This is a genomic window from Aquimarina sp., assembly GCF_977115655.1.
This window is the reverse complement of record NZ_CDSBKO010000027.1, coordinates 1-15,168: the sequence shown is the minus strand read 5'-3', so window position 1 is coordinate 15,168 and position 15,168 is coordinate 1. Positions and strand designations below refer to the sequence as shown.

Genomic DNA, 15,168 nt, shown 5'->3' with positions numbered 1-15,168 from the left:
AAATGGTTATATCAAGTTTTGCATAAATGTACATAAAAAAATAGCTCTTCTGCGCAGAAGAGCTATTTTACATACTTACGTAATTTATATTCCTTAATTTTCCTGAGGCGGATATTTTTCCAAAATCGCTGCAACGATTTCATTTATCTTCTCTTGTTTTCTGTTTACATCCTGGGTTAATGCAGATGTACCCATCCCTTGCCAAACCAATTCTTTTTTAGAAGCATCAATAAGATCTATATATAGCGTTCCTTGTGTAGTGGTTGACACGGTATTATAACCACTTCCCCAAAACCAGGGGTTCCACCCCCAACCATATCCCCAACCATAGTTGTTTTGGTAGATATTTACATTCTCTTTAGTTTTTGTAAAAATACTTACCAGCATATCCGGGGTAGATGACTTTGTAAAACCTTTTGCTGTCATATCACCTTCAATAGCTCTTAAGATACGTTTTTTGTCCAGATCGCTAATTTCTGCTTTGTCTATTCCGGGTTTATAAAAAGCAAAAGTTTTGTAGGTATTAAAATCAGCCTGCTTATCATAATCCGAAGCAACACGCACAGTAGAGCAAGAACTAACAGTTATGATAAAGATTAATGATAAAAGCGAAAAAAATCTCATAATCCTTGTGTATTAAACGTTTAACAAAAGCTTTTTGTATAAATATAAGCAATAATCATACCATTTCCAGAAATTATAGGTTTTTCTTAAGAGTAACTATTGGTGTTTTTATCATACCCATACGGGCAATGCCTGCATCCACTCTCGCAACAGTAGCCTCTTCTAAGGTGGTATTGTTCTGTAAAACACCGATACCCCTCTGGGGTGATGTAATAATCTCCTTCTTTTGGAGTTAATACTTTTTTAGGGTTATTCATATTTACAAAAATAGTATCTTGCAGTTATATGCCCATAATAGTTAACAAATATTTGATAGGTCGTCATTTTGTGGGAATTGCCCTATGGCCATTTATAGTGATTAATAATTCTTTTCTTAAAAAAGATACTGTTTTTATTAATCATGAAAAAATTCATATCAGGCAACAGGCAGAATTGTTGGTAGCACCGTTTTATATTTTTTATATTACAGAGTATATCATCAGGGTAATTAAATATCGAAACCCACAAAGAGCATATCGTAATATTTCTTTTGAAAGAGAGGCGTATTATAATGAAGAGAACCTTAATTATCTTAAAACCAGAAAACCCTGGAGTTTTATTAAATATTTGTAAATGTATATTTTTTCTTCAGAAACACTTCCTTCAAAAAATCAACCCATTACACACCCTGTTTTGGATACTGCAAAAGTTTTTCTGGATATTAAACGAGAAGATCTGATTCATAAAGAAGTCTCAGGTAATAAATTCAGAAAGTTAAAATACAATCTTTTAGAAGCAAAAAGAAAAGGATACACCACCGTTATTACTTTTGGCGGGGCATACAGTAATCATATAGCAGCAACAGCGGCAGCAGGAAAAATAACAGGGCTACAAACCATAGGGGTTATACGAGGAGAAGAGTTAGCAAAAAATATAGAAAAGACGTTGTCAGAAAATGATACTTTACGATTAGCTTCTGCCGCAGGCATGCATTTTAAGTTTATAAGCAGAGAAATGTATCGGGAAAAATCCTCTGCTATTTTTTTAGAACAGCTAAAAAATGAATTTGGCTCTTGTTTTATTATACCCGAAGGGGGAACCAATGCTCTGGCGGTACAAGGTTGTGAAGAAATACTTACTTCAACCGATGCTGTGTACGATATTATTTGTTGTGCTGCAGGAACCGGAGGAACCATTGCCGGGATTATTAATAGTGCCAATAATAGCCAGTTTGTTCTTGGGTTTCCGGCTTTAAAAGGAGATTTTCTTTCTGCAGATATTAAAAAATATACTTCAAAAACCAATTGGGAGCTGGTTAATGAATACCATTTTGGAGGCTATGGTAAAATAGATAGCAACCTTGTTGAGTTTATTAATACATTTAATAAAGAGCAACATATAGCGTTGGATCCTGTGTATACCGCAAAGATGCTTTTTGGTATTTTTGATACGATACAAAAAGGTGTTTTTAAAAAAAATACTCGTATTTTAGCCATCCATACTGGTGGTTTGCAAGGAATAGCCGGGATGAATAAAAAATTAGAAAAAAAGAAGCTACCCCTTATTACAATTGGATATTAAAAATGAGGAAATTTATTTTACTGTTATTTGTTACAGCGTTTATGATTTCTTGCGGAGGAAGTAAAAAAGTAACATCTTCGGGAACAATAAAACCCAGACCCAAAAGAACCATTATCAGTACTACAGAACGTAGTGTTGAAAAGGTAATAATTACCGATAATACTATTGAAGAATCAGAAAAAAAACCTTTACCGGTGTTGTCCTATAACGATAAGGTACAACAGTATGTTTATGAATTTTCTGAAATAGCCAAAAGCGAAATGAAAACTTATGGTATACCGGCAAGTATTACCCTGGCTCAAGGAATTTTGGAATCCGGAGCAGGATATGGAGAGCTTACACAAAAAGCAAAAAACCATTTTGGAATAAAATGCCATGAATGGGAAGGAGACAGAGTGTACCATGATGATGATCGTTCTCAAGAGTGCTTTAGAAAATACGATGAAGCAAGTGAATCTTTTAGAGATCACTCTCTGTTTTTAAGAGACAGAAAAAGATATTCCAGACTATTTACATTTAATAAAAAAGATTACAAATCGTGGGCAAGAGGTTTACGCGAAGCAGGATATGCTACAGATGAAAAATATCCTCAAAAACTTATTTCTATTATAGAACGATATCAGCTAGATAAATATGATGATGAAGTTTTGGGGGCTAGAGTTCGGGAAAAGGAAGAAGTGAATATAGACAAGAATACTAATGTAGATAAAGTAGTTGCTATAGTAACAACCATACCAAATAACAACAACCATACTGTTCAAAAAGGAGATACATTATATTCAATTTCCAGAAAATATAAGATCTCTGTACAAGACCTTAAAGCATACAATAAATTAGTAGATAATCATATAACAATCGGTCAGGTACTTAAAGTAACAACTGCCGATCAAGAAGAAGATTTTAATTAACATGATCTATAAAAGAAGCAGCGCATTATTTGCAGCAGCGCAGAAAGTGATCCCGGGTGGGGTTAACTCACCAGTACGGGCATTTAAAGCGGTAGGAGGAGACCCTGTATTTGTTAAAGAAGCAAAAGGAGCATATTTGTATGATGAAGATGGTAATCGGTTAATAGATTATATCAACTCCTGGGGGCCTATGATATTAGGTCATGCACACCAGCCAGTAGTAGATGCCATTATTGATAAAGCAAAAAAAGGAACCAGTTTTGGGATGCCTACCGAGATTGAAACACAGATTGCAGAGCTTGCTGTGGCAATGGTTCCTAATATAGATAAAATAAGATTTGTAAATTCGGGTACAGAGGCATGTATGAGTGCTATTAGACTTGCACGAGGATATACTGGTAAAGATAAAATTATCAAATTTGCAGGATGTTATCATGGGCACAGCGATTCTTTTTTAATACAGGCAGGGAGTGGCGCTGTTACTTTTGGAAGCCCTAATAGCCCCGGAGTAACTAAAGGAACAGCACAAGATACCCTGTTAGCAAAATATAATGATCTGCAAAACGTAGAAAGTATTATACAGTCTAACAAAGGAGAAATAGCTTGTATTATAATAGAGCCTGTAGCAGGAAACATGGGATGTATCCCACCGGTAAAAGGATTTTTGGAAGGATTAAGAAATTTGTGCGATGCTAATGAAATCTTATTGATTTTTGATGAGGTAATGACTGGTTTTAGATTGGCAAAAGGAGGAGCACAGGAGTTTATGGGGGTAAATGCCGATATTGTTACTTTTGGCAAGGTAATAGGTGGTGGTTTACCAGTAGGAGCATTTGCTGCCCGATCCAAAATTATGGATTATCTTGCACCATTGGGTCCCGTTTATCAGGCAGGAACATTAAGTGGTAATCCATTGGCAATGGCAGCAGGATTAGCAATGCTTACCGAGTTAAATGAAAATCCTGCAATATTTAAAAGCCTGGCAGATAAGACTGAATATCTGCATAAAGGGATTGCCAGTGTTTTAGAAGAAGAAAATGTCATACATACCATTAATAGAACAGGATCTATGATTTCTGTACATTTTGATAAAGATGCAGTAGTAGATTTTGATTCTGCGGCAAAAGGAAATAATGAAACGTTTAAAAAGTTTTTTCATGGTATGTTAGATAATGGTATCTATATAGCCCCAAGTGCTTTTGAAACATGGTTCATAACCGAAGCCCTTACCTATGCAGATTTGGACGCAACTATTGCTGCCGTAAAAAAAGTAGCTAAAACACTTTAATATTACATTGTGGAGCTTTAATCCCTCATAGAAGGATTAAAGCTCCAAGACTTGTCTCAAAAACAAAATATATTTCCACAAGCATACCCCGTAAGTTTGCTTTGGGGTGGGTATTTACTGCTTAAATTAGACGTTCTGGTTTTGAAAACCTTATATAAGGTATTCAAGTAAAAATTGATGTTATAATCTTTAAAAAGGATCAGGGGTTGATATCTCTGGTGTTGTTATTTTTTCAAATTGAATACCACCGGTTCCTTGGATATTGATTTCTATAGTATTTGAAACCTGTTGATTTGATTTTAAAGAAATATTTAATTTGTTTTCTCCTGTTTTTAAAGGTACGCGAGAGTAGAATATTTTGTTGGGCAAACTTTGCCAGTTACGAGTATCAGCACCTTCAGTTAAAGCATTAAATACGCCTAGTAAGGCACCAAGGTCACTATTTTGATTTTTAAGAATATATTCAGAAACCTTTTTTGTTCCCAATCGTAAAGCTACTTTTCCTATTTCACGAAAGGTTCGGTCTTTTAAAGTCTTGAAAGCAATTTCTTCGTAATCTTGTGTTAACTGAAAAGGGTAGGATATACTATCTGTTTGCACTTCGGCAGCATTATAAAGAGACGGTCTGCTAACATATTTGGGAAATGCAACATTAAAAATATCCAGATCCGAAAAATCAGACTTATCATTTCCTCCGGTAGGTATAGGTAATGGTAAGTTTAAAGAAAGATCTTCATTAATAATAGTTAAAAATCCAATTTCGTTACCTGGCAGGATGGTAAAAGTATAATATGTTTGGTCTTTATAAGGAGCCAGTCCGTTTTCCCAAAAAAGTATAGCTTCTCCACCTTCTGTAATCTTTTTTGGTATATATGTAGTGTTTAATAACTTTTCATATCGTTCAACTTCATCTGTAAACCCCATTACATTTGCGGTATGTAACATATCCTGGCATAGTTGATTGGGTATGGTAACTCCAATATATGTACCTTGGTTTTTTAAATATAGATCTACCGCATTTCGATATGCAATAAATGCATTGTTTATATCTCCCGAGGCTTCATATAATAAGCCTTGCAAAATATGCGCAAATGCATCATCGTTGTACCTGTTCTTTTTTTCGGGAGGGTAGTTTTCGTTTATTTTTTGTAATTGTAATGAAATACGTTTGGCTTCTACAATAGCTTCATCATATTTATTTAAAAACATATAGTTAAGTGCTTTGTAGTAGTGTATTGCTACTTTTTCAAAATCTTCTCCCTGATATGTTTCTTTTTGCGGATTTAAAAGAACACCCAGAATCTGGTTTCCTACCGCTTTTTTATTGGATTCTATAAATAGATCGGCTTCATTAAAAAGGGAATTACTTAGCGTATAATCATTAGCTAAATATGCCAATTTTCCTTTTTCTAGTAAGTATAGAAGCTGGTTTCTTGGTTTTCCTAAAAATTTATTTTTTTCGATCACTTCCAAAGCACCCTGCATATCACCTTCTTGTACTTTTGCTTGAAAAAGCGTACTCTTAGTATGATAGCTACCACAGTTACTTAATAGTGCTAAAAGGCAACAAAATAGTATGGTACGAAAGATAATTTTTATTGGCATCCTGGTCAATTATCAAAAAAGCTTTCTTTAAGAAAGCTCAGTTTTTTGTTTGAAAGTGTTGGTTTAAGAATTAGTTTTTAACAAACTTCTTTATTTTTTTATCCCCAATCCATACTTTTTCGTTAGTCTGGATATTAGTTAGTTCCAGGTCAATTTGGTAGTATACTACTTTATCTCTTTTGTGCGCATCTACTATAGAATTAATATTTCCTTGCAGCATATAATCTGCTCCTGTTTCTAAGCCAAATTTTTTAACGGTAGACATAGATGCGTTGTCTTGTTGATCAGCACGTTCTGCTCTTAATTCTTCGCGCATTTTACCGCCTTGTACAACTCTAACCTTTTGTCGTTGGATAAAAGCTTTTTCTATATCTTTAATAAAGGTTTCACTCTCGATATGCTCGTGTGATTTGTTTCGTATTAAACCAACTATAACTACAGGTTTTTTTCCTTTTTCCTGAAGATGATCTGTAATCCAGTTCCCGGTAAGTACTTCTTGAGTAAGTTCTTCTGCTGCAAAGCGTGAATCGGTATCATTCCAGCGACCGCTAATATCAATTTGTGTATCTGGAGCTACACGGGTTATTTTTCTTGCGCAAGAAGTGGTTAAAGACACTACCAGTACTACTGCTATAGCTGCGATTGATTTTCTCATTTTGTAATTTTATTTTGATATATTTTAATTAGTGTGTTTTATGTGTGGTATTACCAAAGGATACATGCTCCTAAAATCCCTAATGTTAACCAGTCATATCCAAAAGACCGGTTCCCGTAATATGATCCATAATCGTAATATGTGGTATTTTGGATACGTTGTAATCTTCGTTGATGTCTCCAGTATGCTCTTTGTGATCGGTATTGTCTTCGTATAGAGCGTAATTCTCTTTTTTCTTCTAATGGATCAATCGCTTTATAGGTTTCTTGCGCAGTTGTCCCTTGTTGCAGAGTATATTCCTGGCTATTAGATAAAAACCTGCTCATAGCCGCTTTATAATTTGGGTTTTGATCCTCTGCAAGTTCTGCTGTATCTTGCGCATAACCTGTAAACCCTGTAATGGTAAAAACGAATATTAGAAATATATTTTTCATAATGCGTATAAATTAATTCTTTATTTGTACCTCAATTATCACGCCAAAAATTAGGCGATTAATATTATTTTTTAATCCACATTGTGGAGTTTAATTCTCTCTCCATAGCTTGCTTCGAAAATGAATATATTTTCCAAAACATACCTTATAAGCCTGCTCTAAGGTTGTTAATTATATAGACAATATAAAAAACAAATGGTTGCATCTTTTTGTAAAGATAAGATAGTATATTTAAAAAATATATATACTATAGGTTATATTAAATGGTTAGCATTAATACAAAAATGGGATGGAAAACGAATTTCTGAAAGTTATGTCTCAACGGACTGACGAAGAATTAATAAAAATAATAACTGTAGACATTAGAAAGTATAATCCGATAGCGATCGAAGCGGCTTAAGAATTTTTTCCTTACCAAAAAAAGATACTAAACTCATCAATTAAATAAATGCTAAGATGCTAACCATGCACCTAGCTCCATAACATCTCCATTGGGGAATTTAATATCGTAAGTGTCTGGTGTGATTGCATTTTTTTGAATGTAAGGATATTTTTGTAAATATTCTGCCCCACCATAGTCCGTATAATCTTCTCGTACAGGAAGAATAGCAATTTGATCTAAAGGTTTTTGTGTGCTGGCATATCGTATTTCCCATTTACATTGTTTGGATTGTATAGCATTTTCTGTAGCAAGAAAAACAAACTTTTTATTGCCTTTGATTTTATTTTCTGTTTCTTGCCGTAAATGTTCTGTAGGGGACAAAGTGTTGTTTGCTTCATCTTTTGGCATATTAAAGATATAATCTGTGTAGATAAGCACGCCAAATCCTTTTAAAAAATTAATGGCACTATCCAGCTCTTCGAGCTCCTCTTGTTTATAAGAAACAAAAATAGATACTTTTAAAAATTTGGATTCTTCTTTAAAAAGCTGCAAACTTTCTGTAACCGGTTTTTTGTATATTCTGGCAGCATTTCTATATTGTAACAACCCATATTTAGGTAATATATCCATGAGTTTTATAATAGCATTTTATGGGTATAGATAACGTGTAGATACTATGTTTTGTTGTGGTTTTTAATGTTATCTTTAAGGAAGTTGTGTGATAATCCTTTTTTTAGAACTATAATTTATGAAAAACAATATACGCATGTAACGAGTGTATAATTACAAAAAACACCGAGAGGAAGATGTATAGTGCCGGTAGATATTTAATTTTAAAAAAAGATTGATTACCTATCAGCCCGATTCCAACAAACCAAATAATAGTAGTATATGCGGGAGCCATAAAACCTATAAGACTCTGAGACCAATTACAATTGGGACATACTATCATTACTATCCACGAAAGAAAATACAATACCAAACCAATGCAGTAGATTATAAATCCAATTTTTTGCAGTTTTGTTTTTAAAGAAAGCACCATTATTGTGGGTAATGCCAGTACAATAACTCTGGATATGTTTTCACTATACTTTATTAGCATAGGAATATCTTCCCAGAATATATTTTTGCTGTATCCTATTGGAAGATAATCTATAAAAACAAGATTCCATATAAAGATTGGGATGAGTAGTAAAAAACATGTGGACAAGTATTTGTTTACTCGCATACATTTGTATTTTTTAGTATTTATACGTTCCGTTTACTATACCTTCTTTAGGAAATGCGACAGTATAAAGCTTAGTTTCTTCATTTTTTATTAATTTAATTGATATTCGATCCCAGGATTATCATCTACCTTATATTTTATCGTAACCTTGTTTTTTTGAGTGGGAACAGAAAAATCTTCTAAGATCAAAGGGGTGGTTAATCCACTTTGTTGGATACTGATTTTATCTTTTCCAAATACTTGTATTTCTGTAAGAACTGCAAGTTGATTAAAGTCTTTTAGGTGCTCTAATGGTATGGATATTTGCTTTTCAGGAAAACTAAGTTTTCCATTATGTAGTGTTGATGTTTGGTTGTAATCGACTATTTTTTTTCTGTTTAAAGTAAAGAAATCTCCCAGACGTATACAATAGTCCTCTTCATTAGTGTTTTCTTGTTTTTCAGATAACTTTATTATGTTTAAAAGGCAAAGATCTAATGTGATATCTTCAGGAATCAAAATAGCTTCTTCTTTAATTTGATTCATAATATTTATTATTATAGGGACTTGCTGTTCCTTTTCTAGTGCTCGTTGCATGGTTTCACTTATTACAATGTCTATATCTTCTTTTGGATCTATACAATATGTAGTAGCATCCTCATTTAGACTTGCTTTAATATACTCTGAAAACCCTAATGTATCGATTACATGATTTACGCTATTAAAACTTACTTCGTTTATTTCTAGCAGGGTGCATTGCACTTCTTCTTTACTATACGTAGCTAATACTGGTAGTACTAAAGTCGCAAAAGGACCAGTGCCTGCATAAAAAATATGCACAGGGCTTTTTTTAGTTTTTTTTACATGTTCTATAGCATTAAAAAGCCCTTTGATAAAGGTTTTTGTGCGAACAAGATCCTTTATGCATAGTGCTGCCCAAGTAGTTCCTAAAGCTTTTCCGTTTTCGAAATGAATGTCATTTTTATTCAAATCATCTTCCAGATGTATATTAGATATTTCAAAAACTAAAGAGGTGTAATCCTGTATGGTTTCAGATAGTTCTAAATAATCGGTTTGCTCTTTGCGTAGTACTGCAGCAATTTTTTTAAGTCTTTCCATGTTTTTATTTAGATATTCTACGGGGATAAAGGCCGGGGGTACTATCTATTATTTTTTTAGTAGTAATACGTATTAACTAATATTATTAACAGACGTTTTTGTGTTCTTATACAGGTATTGGGTTAGGAACACAATTAGCAACCAAAGGGGAATCTAAATTTCCTGTAGCAAGATAATTGCAATACGCTTGTGTAACATATATATCACATCCACCAGGCGGGTTTGTATCGTTACCAGGAGGCGCAGAGTTTGCTGCAGCTTGTGCCTGAGCTAATGTATAAGGGGGCGATCCTTGTGGATTAGGTGCTAAAGAAAGTTGCGATACATTCGATCCATAGCACATTAGATATCCTGCTACTGCCGCTCCGGTTCTGTTTACTCCAGAATCACAATGTATATAAATGATTGCATTTGTAATAGAACTAATGGTGGCAGGAAAGGTTGCTGGTAGGCTCTTTATGGTATTGGTAAGTGCGTTTCGAATTGCAGGTACTAATCCAGAATAGTTAAATTGGGTACTGCCAGATCCAATAGAATTGGCTGGGGATACAGGCCATGTGCCATTAGCAGTGGTTGGCGGTGTGCCACCTATAGCTTGTATTGGCCAGTACACCATTACCCCGGGATTAGTGGTTATGGCAGAAGGAATGTATGTTGGATAAGGGCCAGATTCTCCATTAAGGGTAGGAGGGGTATCGGTAAACCAAGTCATCTCGGAGGTTACTATACGATCATCTTTATGACCGGGAGCAAAACCAATTAAACAAAAATCTACTACAAGAGGATTTTTTGCAAGTTGTATCTCTGTGCCCGTAAAGTTAGGGTCTGCTTTAATAGCTGTTGTTAGGTCTGAGATAGTGAAGCCAGAAGCTCCAAAAGCAGAGCTGCCACGAACCAGTATATTGTTATTGGTAGTGTCATAATCAACTACCCGAACAGATTCTGAAATAAAATTTCCGTGACCGTGTTTTTTTTTAATATCCATGATTTAAAATAAGAGGTTAAAAGAGAATGCTATCTTTTTTAAAATTAGGGATTATTTTTAACATAGAAATAAAAAAAACCTCATTCTATAAATTACTTTTATAGAATGAGGTTGCGTAAATAATCAGGTATTTAATCCTGCATTAAAGAGGGACTCCCTAAAGCGAGCTCTACGTTTTTTGATTAGCATTTCCCTCATCGAGGGTTTAATTCCACAAGCCTTGCTTTAAAAATAAAACATATTTTCAGAAGCATATTTAGGGAACTTGCCCTGAGGTTGTTGATTTCAGAAATGGTACTAGTTTAATTTTTTTAATAACATCTCTGCGACTAATTCTGACGAGGCTGGGTTTTGACCAGTAATTAACAATCCATCTTCTAGTGCGTATGGTGCCCAGTCCTGACCTTTAGAATAGATTCCTCCGTTATTTTTTAACATATCTTCTACCAAAAAAGGAACTATCGATGTAAGCTGTACTGCTTCTTCTTCACTATTCGTAAAACCTGTAACTTTTTTGCCATTCACTAATGGTTTTCCGTCTGCTCCTTTTGTGTTTTTAAATACGGCAGGTGCGTGACATACTGCTGCTACTGGTTTATTGTTTGTATAAAAAGATTCAATCAAAGCGATAGAGTTTTTGTCTTCTGCCAAATCCCATAATGGGCCGTGCCCTCCCGGATAAAAAATAGCATCATAATCTGCTTGTTGTATATCTTCTAGTTTTACAGTATTTGCTAAGATAGCTTGGGTTTCTTTATCAGTATCAAATCTTTTGGTAGCCGGGGTAGCAAAATCATCAGATGCACTTTTAGGATCTATTGGGGGTTGTCCCCCTTTTGGAGAAGCCAACGTGATCTCTACTCCTTTATCTTTTAGGGTATAATATGGTGCTGCAAATTCCTCGATCCAAAATCCTGTTTTTTCTCCGGTGTTACCTAAGTCTTCATGACTGGTTAATACAAATACTACTTTTTTCATGTCTTTTGGTTTTTCAATTTTAAGATGTTCTTTTTCTGCTGTTTTTGTATCCTCTTTATATTTGTTGCAAGAGGCAAATACTATAGATAGTACTAATACGCTAAGTATTTTTTTCATGGTCTGTATTTTCTTATCAAAAGTAACCGATAGATTTCTCTAAAAAATTGATGTAGGATAAGAAACTATTTTTTTGCAATTTCTTTGCGTATTCTGCTTAGGCTTTCTGTAGTGATACCAAGATACGAGGCAATATGGTAGTTTTTTACTTGTTGTTCTATATTTGGATAGGCTTTGGTAAAGTTAATATACCGTTCTTTGGCAGATTGGGATAGGTTGGCAAGGATTCTTTTTTGAAAACTCACAAAAGAGCGTTCCATTTTTTTTCTGAAAAAACGTTCTATTTTTGGAATTTGGTCATAGGTTTCTTCGACATCTTTTTTTGCGATTTTAAGTAAGGTAGCATCTTCAATACAGGCTATGGTTAATACTGATTTTGTTTCAGAAAAATATCCAATGTAGTCACTGATCCACCAATCTTTAATAGCAAATTGTATAGTGTGCTCTTTTCCTTGCGGATCTATAAAATAGGTTCGTAAACACCCGCTATATACATAGTATTGATGCGTAACGGTTTCATTAGTATGCAATATAATATCTCCTTTTTTAAAGTGCACTTTTTTAAACGTACCCTCGATACGATCTGTTTCTTGTTTTGTAAGTGTGATCCCTTTAAAAATTTCGAGTATCATTTTTTAGTTTTACTGGTAGTTTTTGGATAGTTCTGTTAAAGCCAGAATTGCCTTATCGGCATCTTGTTTGTCTATAAAGATATGATCGTGATAATATCCTGCTATAACATTGCAACTTATGTTGTGTCTGGCTAGTTCTGTAGCAAATATTGCAGTTAGTCCTACAGCTTCTAACGAAGAATGAATTTTTAAAGTAATCCAGGAGGCTATATATTGGTAAGGGATATCTAATTGATCTGCTTTGCTTTGCTCTATTACGACTGTTGTGCCTTCTTCTTCTTTAAACTCACAAATAGTGTCTTTTCTATCTATATTATCTAAATCGGTTATGGTTGCAAATATATAGTTACCAGAGTGTAACTTGGGGGTCATGCCTTTAATTAATTTAGATAAATTGGTTTCACCGGTCATTGTTTTTTTTTTATAGTTTATAAGAGATAGTAATGATACTATAGCCCAAGCGCCTTCTAATAGTATAAAAGGAATATATTTTAGTAAAACAGATGCAAGACAAGCTAGTGTTGCTCCAATAAAATTAAGAAGTATATAGGATAGATCTTTATTTGTTATTTTTTCGGTTACGTTAAGAAAATAAGCCAATAGGATTATAAAAACTCCTGTAAAACCAATCCAGTCGATAGTATTCATGGTTTGTCTATTTAGGCAAAAATCGATTAAAAGATTGCCAGTATTTATCTTTATAGATATCTGCTTGAATCTCTATTTGATTTGCGTATTTGGATTGAATATCGTTTATTATTTTTGAAGGTTTTCTAAAATCCATACAAGCAAAATAAACTTCTCTTAGGTTATCTGCCGATTGTCTGCCAACATTTAAGTAGCCATCAAAGTCTTTAAGTTTGTTCATCATATCGTCTTCTATTTCGTTGAGAAGAGAATAGGTTTTTTTATCGGGTAGGCCGTTATTTTCTGTGCCATCATATTTTATTTCCAGAACTACTATCCATGGGTGGGATGCTTTTGCGTCCCAGTTTAATAAATCCATATTGATAACAGCAAATAATGGAAGCCCGTTGTTTAAAGTTGCTTCTAGCCCAGAGTAATTATCGTTTTCGGTGTTGTATCGAATACCTTCGTATTTTTCGACAAATTCTTTTTCTCTCCAGATTAAAAAATCTTTTAATTTCTGTAGCGGAATTAATTCTTTTTCGGCATTTGCAGTAGCAATAACTTTTAAATTATCGATGGTAACTGCAGATTTTAATTCTCCTAGGGAGTTATCCAAAAAAATATAAACACCGTTTGTAATGGCATCTTTATTGTCGTTATTAAAATCTTCATGCACTATAGTGATGTCGATTTCGTCTGGAAATTCTTTATAATCATTAGAGTAAAACTGCATCTTTTGTGCATTAAACTGATATCCATCCATTTCGATAGTGTTATTGAAATCTGATGGGGGTTTTAATGCGGTAAATCTCCATCTATCTATTTTTGGGGCAGCAGCAACCAGTTCTTCCACAAAAACAATATTTTTTATAACTCCGTCTGCAGTAATAATAAGCTCTGCAGTATGGTCGTCATACATTCCTGCAAGAAACCAAAAACCATCTTTTAGTTCATCTAGCTTAGGTGCCATTACATCAAAAAAATGTTTCGGAATATCTCCACGTTCTTTGATAACTTTAAAAAAAGCACTCTCGTTTTTCTGAAACCAATTCCAGAAATCAGAGTACGAATTAATTGGGGTATGTTTTTTTGTAAATAAGGATTTTAAAAAACTTGCCATTAGTCTTTATCGTTATATATACCAGTTTTACAGTGAAATTGGTATTAGTTTATTTGTTATGTTTTACTAAAATAATATTTGTTTTTGACTTTACCTTGTAAGTTTGCTTTTATGCAGCCTAAGTTGGTATTGTTTTAAAGCAGAACTTGATTTGCCAGCAAAACAGATTGCTAAAGTACTTATTTTTCTAGTGTTTTTTAGAAGGTCGTCTTACCAAATGAGAAGTATATCCTGGTTAAATAACAAAGTTTTTATTTTCTGTCTTTTACAGGTATTACCAGTTTTAAACCCGACCAGATGATGTCTACCGCACATACTTTAATATCTACCAAGCCGTTTTCGAGAGCAATTTTTCGCACCACATCCTCTGTGATATCTGTAGCTACTTTTGATGCTTTTTTAGGCCAGCTTATCCATATCATCCCATTTTGGTGTATTTCGTTTTTTAGATTAAGGATTTCCTTGTTTAGTTCGGCAGCATCTTTGGTAAAAAAATGTATAAAATCTTTGAGCAGATTTTTATCATTGGTGTTTTCTATTTTTTGAGGAAAACTTTTAAAAAGATCAAAATAATGATCGGGGGGATTGATAAGCCGTATCGTAAACCCTTCTTTTAATCCTAATTTTTTTTCGAGCGGTGTTCCTGAGTATCCAACAGACATATTTTTTTGATTTATAAATTAAGTTTTACCAATAGTAAAGCAGTTTCATTTAACCCAGATTATCAATGTCATTAAGTTGCCCTGTATCTTTTTGAGGATTAAATATCTGTAAAAGCAAAATACCCCTCTACTTCCATAATGGATTCCAGATCAAATGTAGGATAACAAGCAGAAAGCATTGTGTTTTGGTTATTTTGTCATCCCGGAAATTTGTCATCCTATGTTTGTATAGGGTTTAAATTTCAATAATGATTTACTTTGT

Annotated in this window: 18 protein-coding genes; 4 read left to right on the top strand and 14 right to left on the bottom strand. The window is 33.8% G+C overall.

Translation table 11 applies throughout. The features are described from left to right. Positions 1-93 precede the first annotated feature (93 nt). Positions 94-624 (bottom strand): DUF4136 domain-containing protein, encoded by a 531-nt coding sequence (locus ACZIYX_RS12645; RefSeq protein WP_462682612.1) that lies wholly within the window; start codon positions 622-624, stop codon positions 94-96. Positions 625-710: 86 nt separating this feature from the next. Then, positions 711-881: a DUF5522 domain-containing protein gene (locus tag ACZIYX_RS12640; protein ID WP_462682611.1), complete on the bottom strand. Its 171-nt coding sequence runs from the start codon at positions 879-881 to the stop codon at positions 711-713. 28 nt (positions 882-909) lie between these two features. Here ACZIYX_RS12640 and ACZIYX_RS12635 point away from each other — a divergent pair, with 28 nt between their 5' ends. The 4 genes from ACZIYX_RS12635 to hemL are packed head-to-tail and all read left to right on the top strand — an operon-like array spanning position 910 to position 4,380. Then, entirely contained in the window at positions 910-1,236 is a 327-nt protein-coding gene (locus ACZIYX_RS12635) for a hypothetical protein (protein ID WP_462682610.1), read from the top strand. Then, on the top strand, positions 1,237-2,184 hold the full coding sequence (locus ACZIYX_RS12630) for a 1-aminocyclopropane-1-carboxylate deaminase/D-cysteine desulfhydrase (protein ID WP_462682609.1): 948 nt from the start codon (positions 1,237-1,239) through the stop codon (positions 2,182-2,184). It begins immediately after the preceding gene. A gap of 2 nt (positions 2,185-2,186) precedes the next feature. After that, a complete protein-coding gene (locus ACZIYX_RS12625; RefSeq protein ID WP_462682608.1) occupies positions 2,187-3,092 on the top strand; it encodes a glucosaminidase domain-containing protein in 906 nt (301 codons plus the stop codon). A 1-nt stretch (position 3,093) separates the two neighbouring features. Beyond that, entirely contained in the window at positions 3,094-4,380 is a 1,287-nt protein-coding gene (hemL, locus tag ACZIYX_RS12620) for a glutamate-1-semialdehyde 2,1-aminomutase (RefSeq protein ID WP_462682607.1), read from the top strand. A 189-nt stretch (positions 4,381-4,569) separates the two neighbouring features. Here the strand turns inward: hemL and ACZIYX_RS12615 are convergent, their stop codons facing one another. From ACZIYX_RS12615 to ACZIYX_RS12560, 12 genes are all read right to left on the bottom strand, one after another. After that, positions 4,570-5,985 (bottom strand): COG3014 family protein, encoded by a 1,416-nt coding sequence (locus ACZIYX_RS12615; RefSeq protein WP_462682606.1) that lies wholly within the window; start codon positions 5,983-5,985, stop codon positions 4,570-4,572. A gap of 70 nt (positions 5,986-6,055) precedes the next feature. Further along, positions 6,056-6,640 carry a penicillin-binding protein activator LpoB gene (locus ACZIYX_RS12610; RefSeq protein ID WP_462682605.1) on the bottom strand — a complete coding sequence of 195 codons (585 nt, stop codon included), beginning with the start codon at positions 6,638-6,640 and terminating at the stop codon, positions 6,056-6,058. A 50-nt stretch (positions 6,641-6,690) separates the two neighbouring features. Further along, positions 6,691-7,074 carry a hypothetical protein gene (locus ACZIYX_RS12605; RefSeq protein WP_462682604.1) on the bottom strand — a complete coding sequence of 128 codons (384 nt, stop codon included), beginning with the start codon at positions 7,072-7,074 and terminating at the stop codon, positions 6,691-6,693. Positions 7,075-7,525: 451 nt separating this feature from the next. Continuing rightward, a complete protein-coding gene (locus tag ACZIYX_RS12600; RefSeq protein WP_462682603.1) occupies positions 7,526-8,086 on the bottom strand; it encodes a TIR domain-containing protein in 561 nt (186 codons plus the stop codon). Between the two features lie 109 nt (positions 8,087-8,195). Beyond that, positions 8,196-8,684, bottom strand: a complete 489-nt coding sequence (locus tag ACZIYX_RS12595; protein ID WP_462682602.1) for a hypothetical protein — start codon at positions 8,682-8,684, stop codon at positions 8,196-8,198. 90 nt (positions 8,685-8,774) lie between these two features. Further along, complete coding sequence (locus ACZIYX_RS12590; RefSeq protein ID WP_462682601.1) at positions 8,775-9,782, bottom strand: SAM-dependent methyltransferase; 1,008 nt, start codon at positions 9,780-9,782, stop codon at positions 8,775-8,777. 106 nt (positions 9,783-9,888) lie between these two features. After that, positions 9,889-10,767 carry a hypothetical protein gene (locus ACZIYX_RS12585; protein WP_462682600.1) on the bottom strand — a complete coding sequence of 293 codons (879 nt, stop codon included), beginning with the start codon at positions 10,765-10,767 and terminating at the stop codon, positions 9,889-9,891. Positions 10,768-11,064: 297 nt separating this feature from the next. Then, complete coding sequence (locus ACZIYX_RS12580) at positions 11,065-11,862, bottom strand: type 1 glutamine amidotransferase domain-containing protein (RefSeq protein WP_462682599.1); 798 nt, start codon at positions 11,860-11,862, stop codon at positions 11,065-11,067. 65 nt (positions 11,863-11,927) lie between these two features. Further along, the gene (locus tag ACZIYX_RS12575) at positions 11,928-12,494 is read right to left on the bottom strand and encodes a Crp/Fnr family transcriptional regulator (RefSeq protein ID WP_462682598.1); all 567 of its coding nucleotides are present in this window, start codon (positions 12,492-12,494) and stop codon (positions 11,928-11,930) included. Between the two features lie 9 nt (positions 12,495-12,503). After that, on the bottom strand, positions 12,504-13,142 hold the full coding sequence (locus ACZIYX_RS12570) for an ACT domain-containing protein (RefSeq protein ID WP_462682597.1): 639 nt from the start codon (positions 13,140-13,142) through the stop codon (positions 12,504-12,506). Positions 13,143-13,149: 7 nt separating this feature from the next. Further along, positions 13,150-14,244, bottom strand: coding sequence for a DUF695 domain-containing protein (locus ACZIYX_RS12565; RefSeq protein ID WP_462682596.1), 1,095 nt, complete (start codon positions 14,242-14,244; stop codon positions 13,150-13,152). Between the two features lie 251 nt (positions 14,245-14,495). Further along, positions 14,496-14,906 carry a DUF3052 domain-containing protein gene (locus tag ACZIYX_RS12560; protein WP_462682595.1) on the bottom strand — a complete coding sequence of 137 codons (411 nt, stop codon included), beginning with the start codon at positions 14,904-14,906 and terminating at the stop codon, positions 14,496-14,498. Positions 14,907-15,168 lie beyond the last annotated feature (262 nt).

Coding starts and splice junctions, on each gene's coding strand:
- ACZIYX_RS12590 (WP_462682601.1), bottom strand. CDS start 9,782: ATGGAAAGACTTAAAAAAATTGCTGCAGTACTACGCAAAGAGCAAACC.
- ACZIYX_RS12585 (WP_462682600.1), bottom strand. CDS start 10,767: ATGGATATTAAAAAAAAACACGGTCACGGAAATTTTATTTCAGAATCT.
- ACZIYX_RS12645 (WP_462682612.1), bottom strand. CDS start 624: ATGAGATTTTTTTCGCTTTTATCATTAATCTTTATCATAACTGTTAGT.
- ACZIYX_RS12615 (WP_462682606.1), bottom strand. CDS start 5,985: ATGCCAATAAAAATTATCTTTCGTACCATACTATTTTGTTGCCTTTTA.
- ACZIYX_RS12640 (WP_462682611.1), bottom strand. CDS start 881: ATGAATAACCCTAAAAAAGTATTAACTCCAAAAGAAGGAGATTATTAC.
- ACZIYX_RS12595 (WP_462682602.1), bottom strand. CDS start 8,684: ATGCGAGTAAACAAATACTTGTCCACATGTTTTTTACTACTCATCCCA.
- ACZIYX_RS12605 (WP_462682604.1), bottom strand. CDS start 7,074: ATGAAAAATATATTTCTAATATTCGTTTTTACCATTACAGGGTTTACA.
- ACZIYX_RS12610 (WP_462682605.1), bottom strand. CDS start 6,640: ATGAGAAAATCAATCGCAGCTATAGCAGTAGTACTGGTAGTGTCTTTA.
- ACZIYX_RS12565 (WP_462682596.1), bottom strand. CDS start 14,244: ATGGCAAGTTTTTTAAAATCCTTATTTACAAAAAAACATACCCCAATT.
- ACZIYX_RS12560 (WP_462682595.1), bottom strand. CDS start 14,906: ATGTCTGTTGGATACTCAGGAACACCGCTCGAAAAAAAATTAGGATTA.
- ACZIYX_RS12575 (WP_462682598.1), bottom strand. CDS start 12,494: ATGATACTCGAAATTTTTAAAGGGATCACACTTACAAAACAAGAAACA.
- hemL (WP_462682607.1), top strand. CDS start 3,094: ATGATCTATAAAAGAAGCAGCGCATTATTTGCAGCAGCGCAGAAAGTG.
- ACZIYX_RS12570 (WP_462682597.1), bottom strand. CDS start 13,142: ATGAATACTATCGACTGGATTGGTTTTACAGGAGTTTTTATAATCCTA.
- ACZIYX_RS12625 (WP_462682608.1), top strand. CDS start 2,187: ATGAGGAAATTTATTTTACTGTTATTTGTTACAGCGTTTATGATTTCT.
- ACZIYX_RS12580 (WP_462682599.1), bottom strand. CDS start 11,862: ATGAAAAAAATACTTAGCGTATTAGTACTATCTATAGTATTTGCCTCT.
- ACZIYX_RS12635 (WP_462682610.1), top strand. CDS start 910: ATGCCCATAATAGTTAACAAATATTTGATAGGTCGTCATTTTGTGGGA.
- ACZIYX_RS12630 (WP_462682609.1), top strand. CDS start 1,237: ATGTATATTTTTTCTTCAGAAACACTTCCTTCAAAAAATCAACCCATT.
- ACZIYX_RS12600 (WP_462682603.1), bottom strand. CDS start 8,086: ATGGATATATTACCTAAATATGGGTTGTTACAATATAGAAATGCTGCC.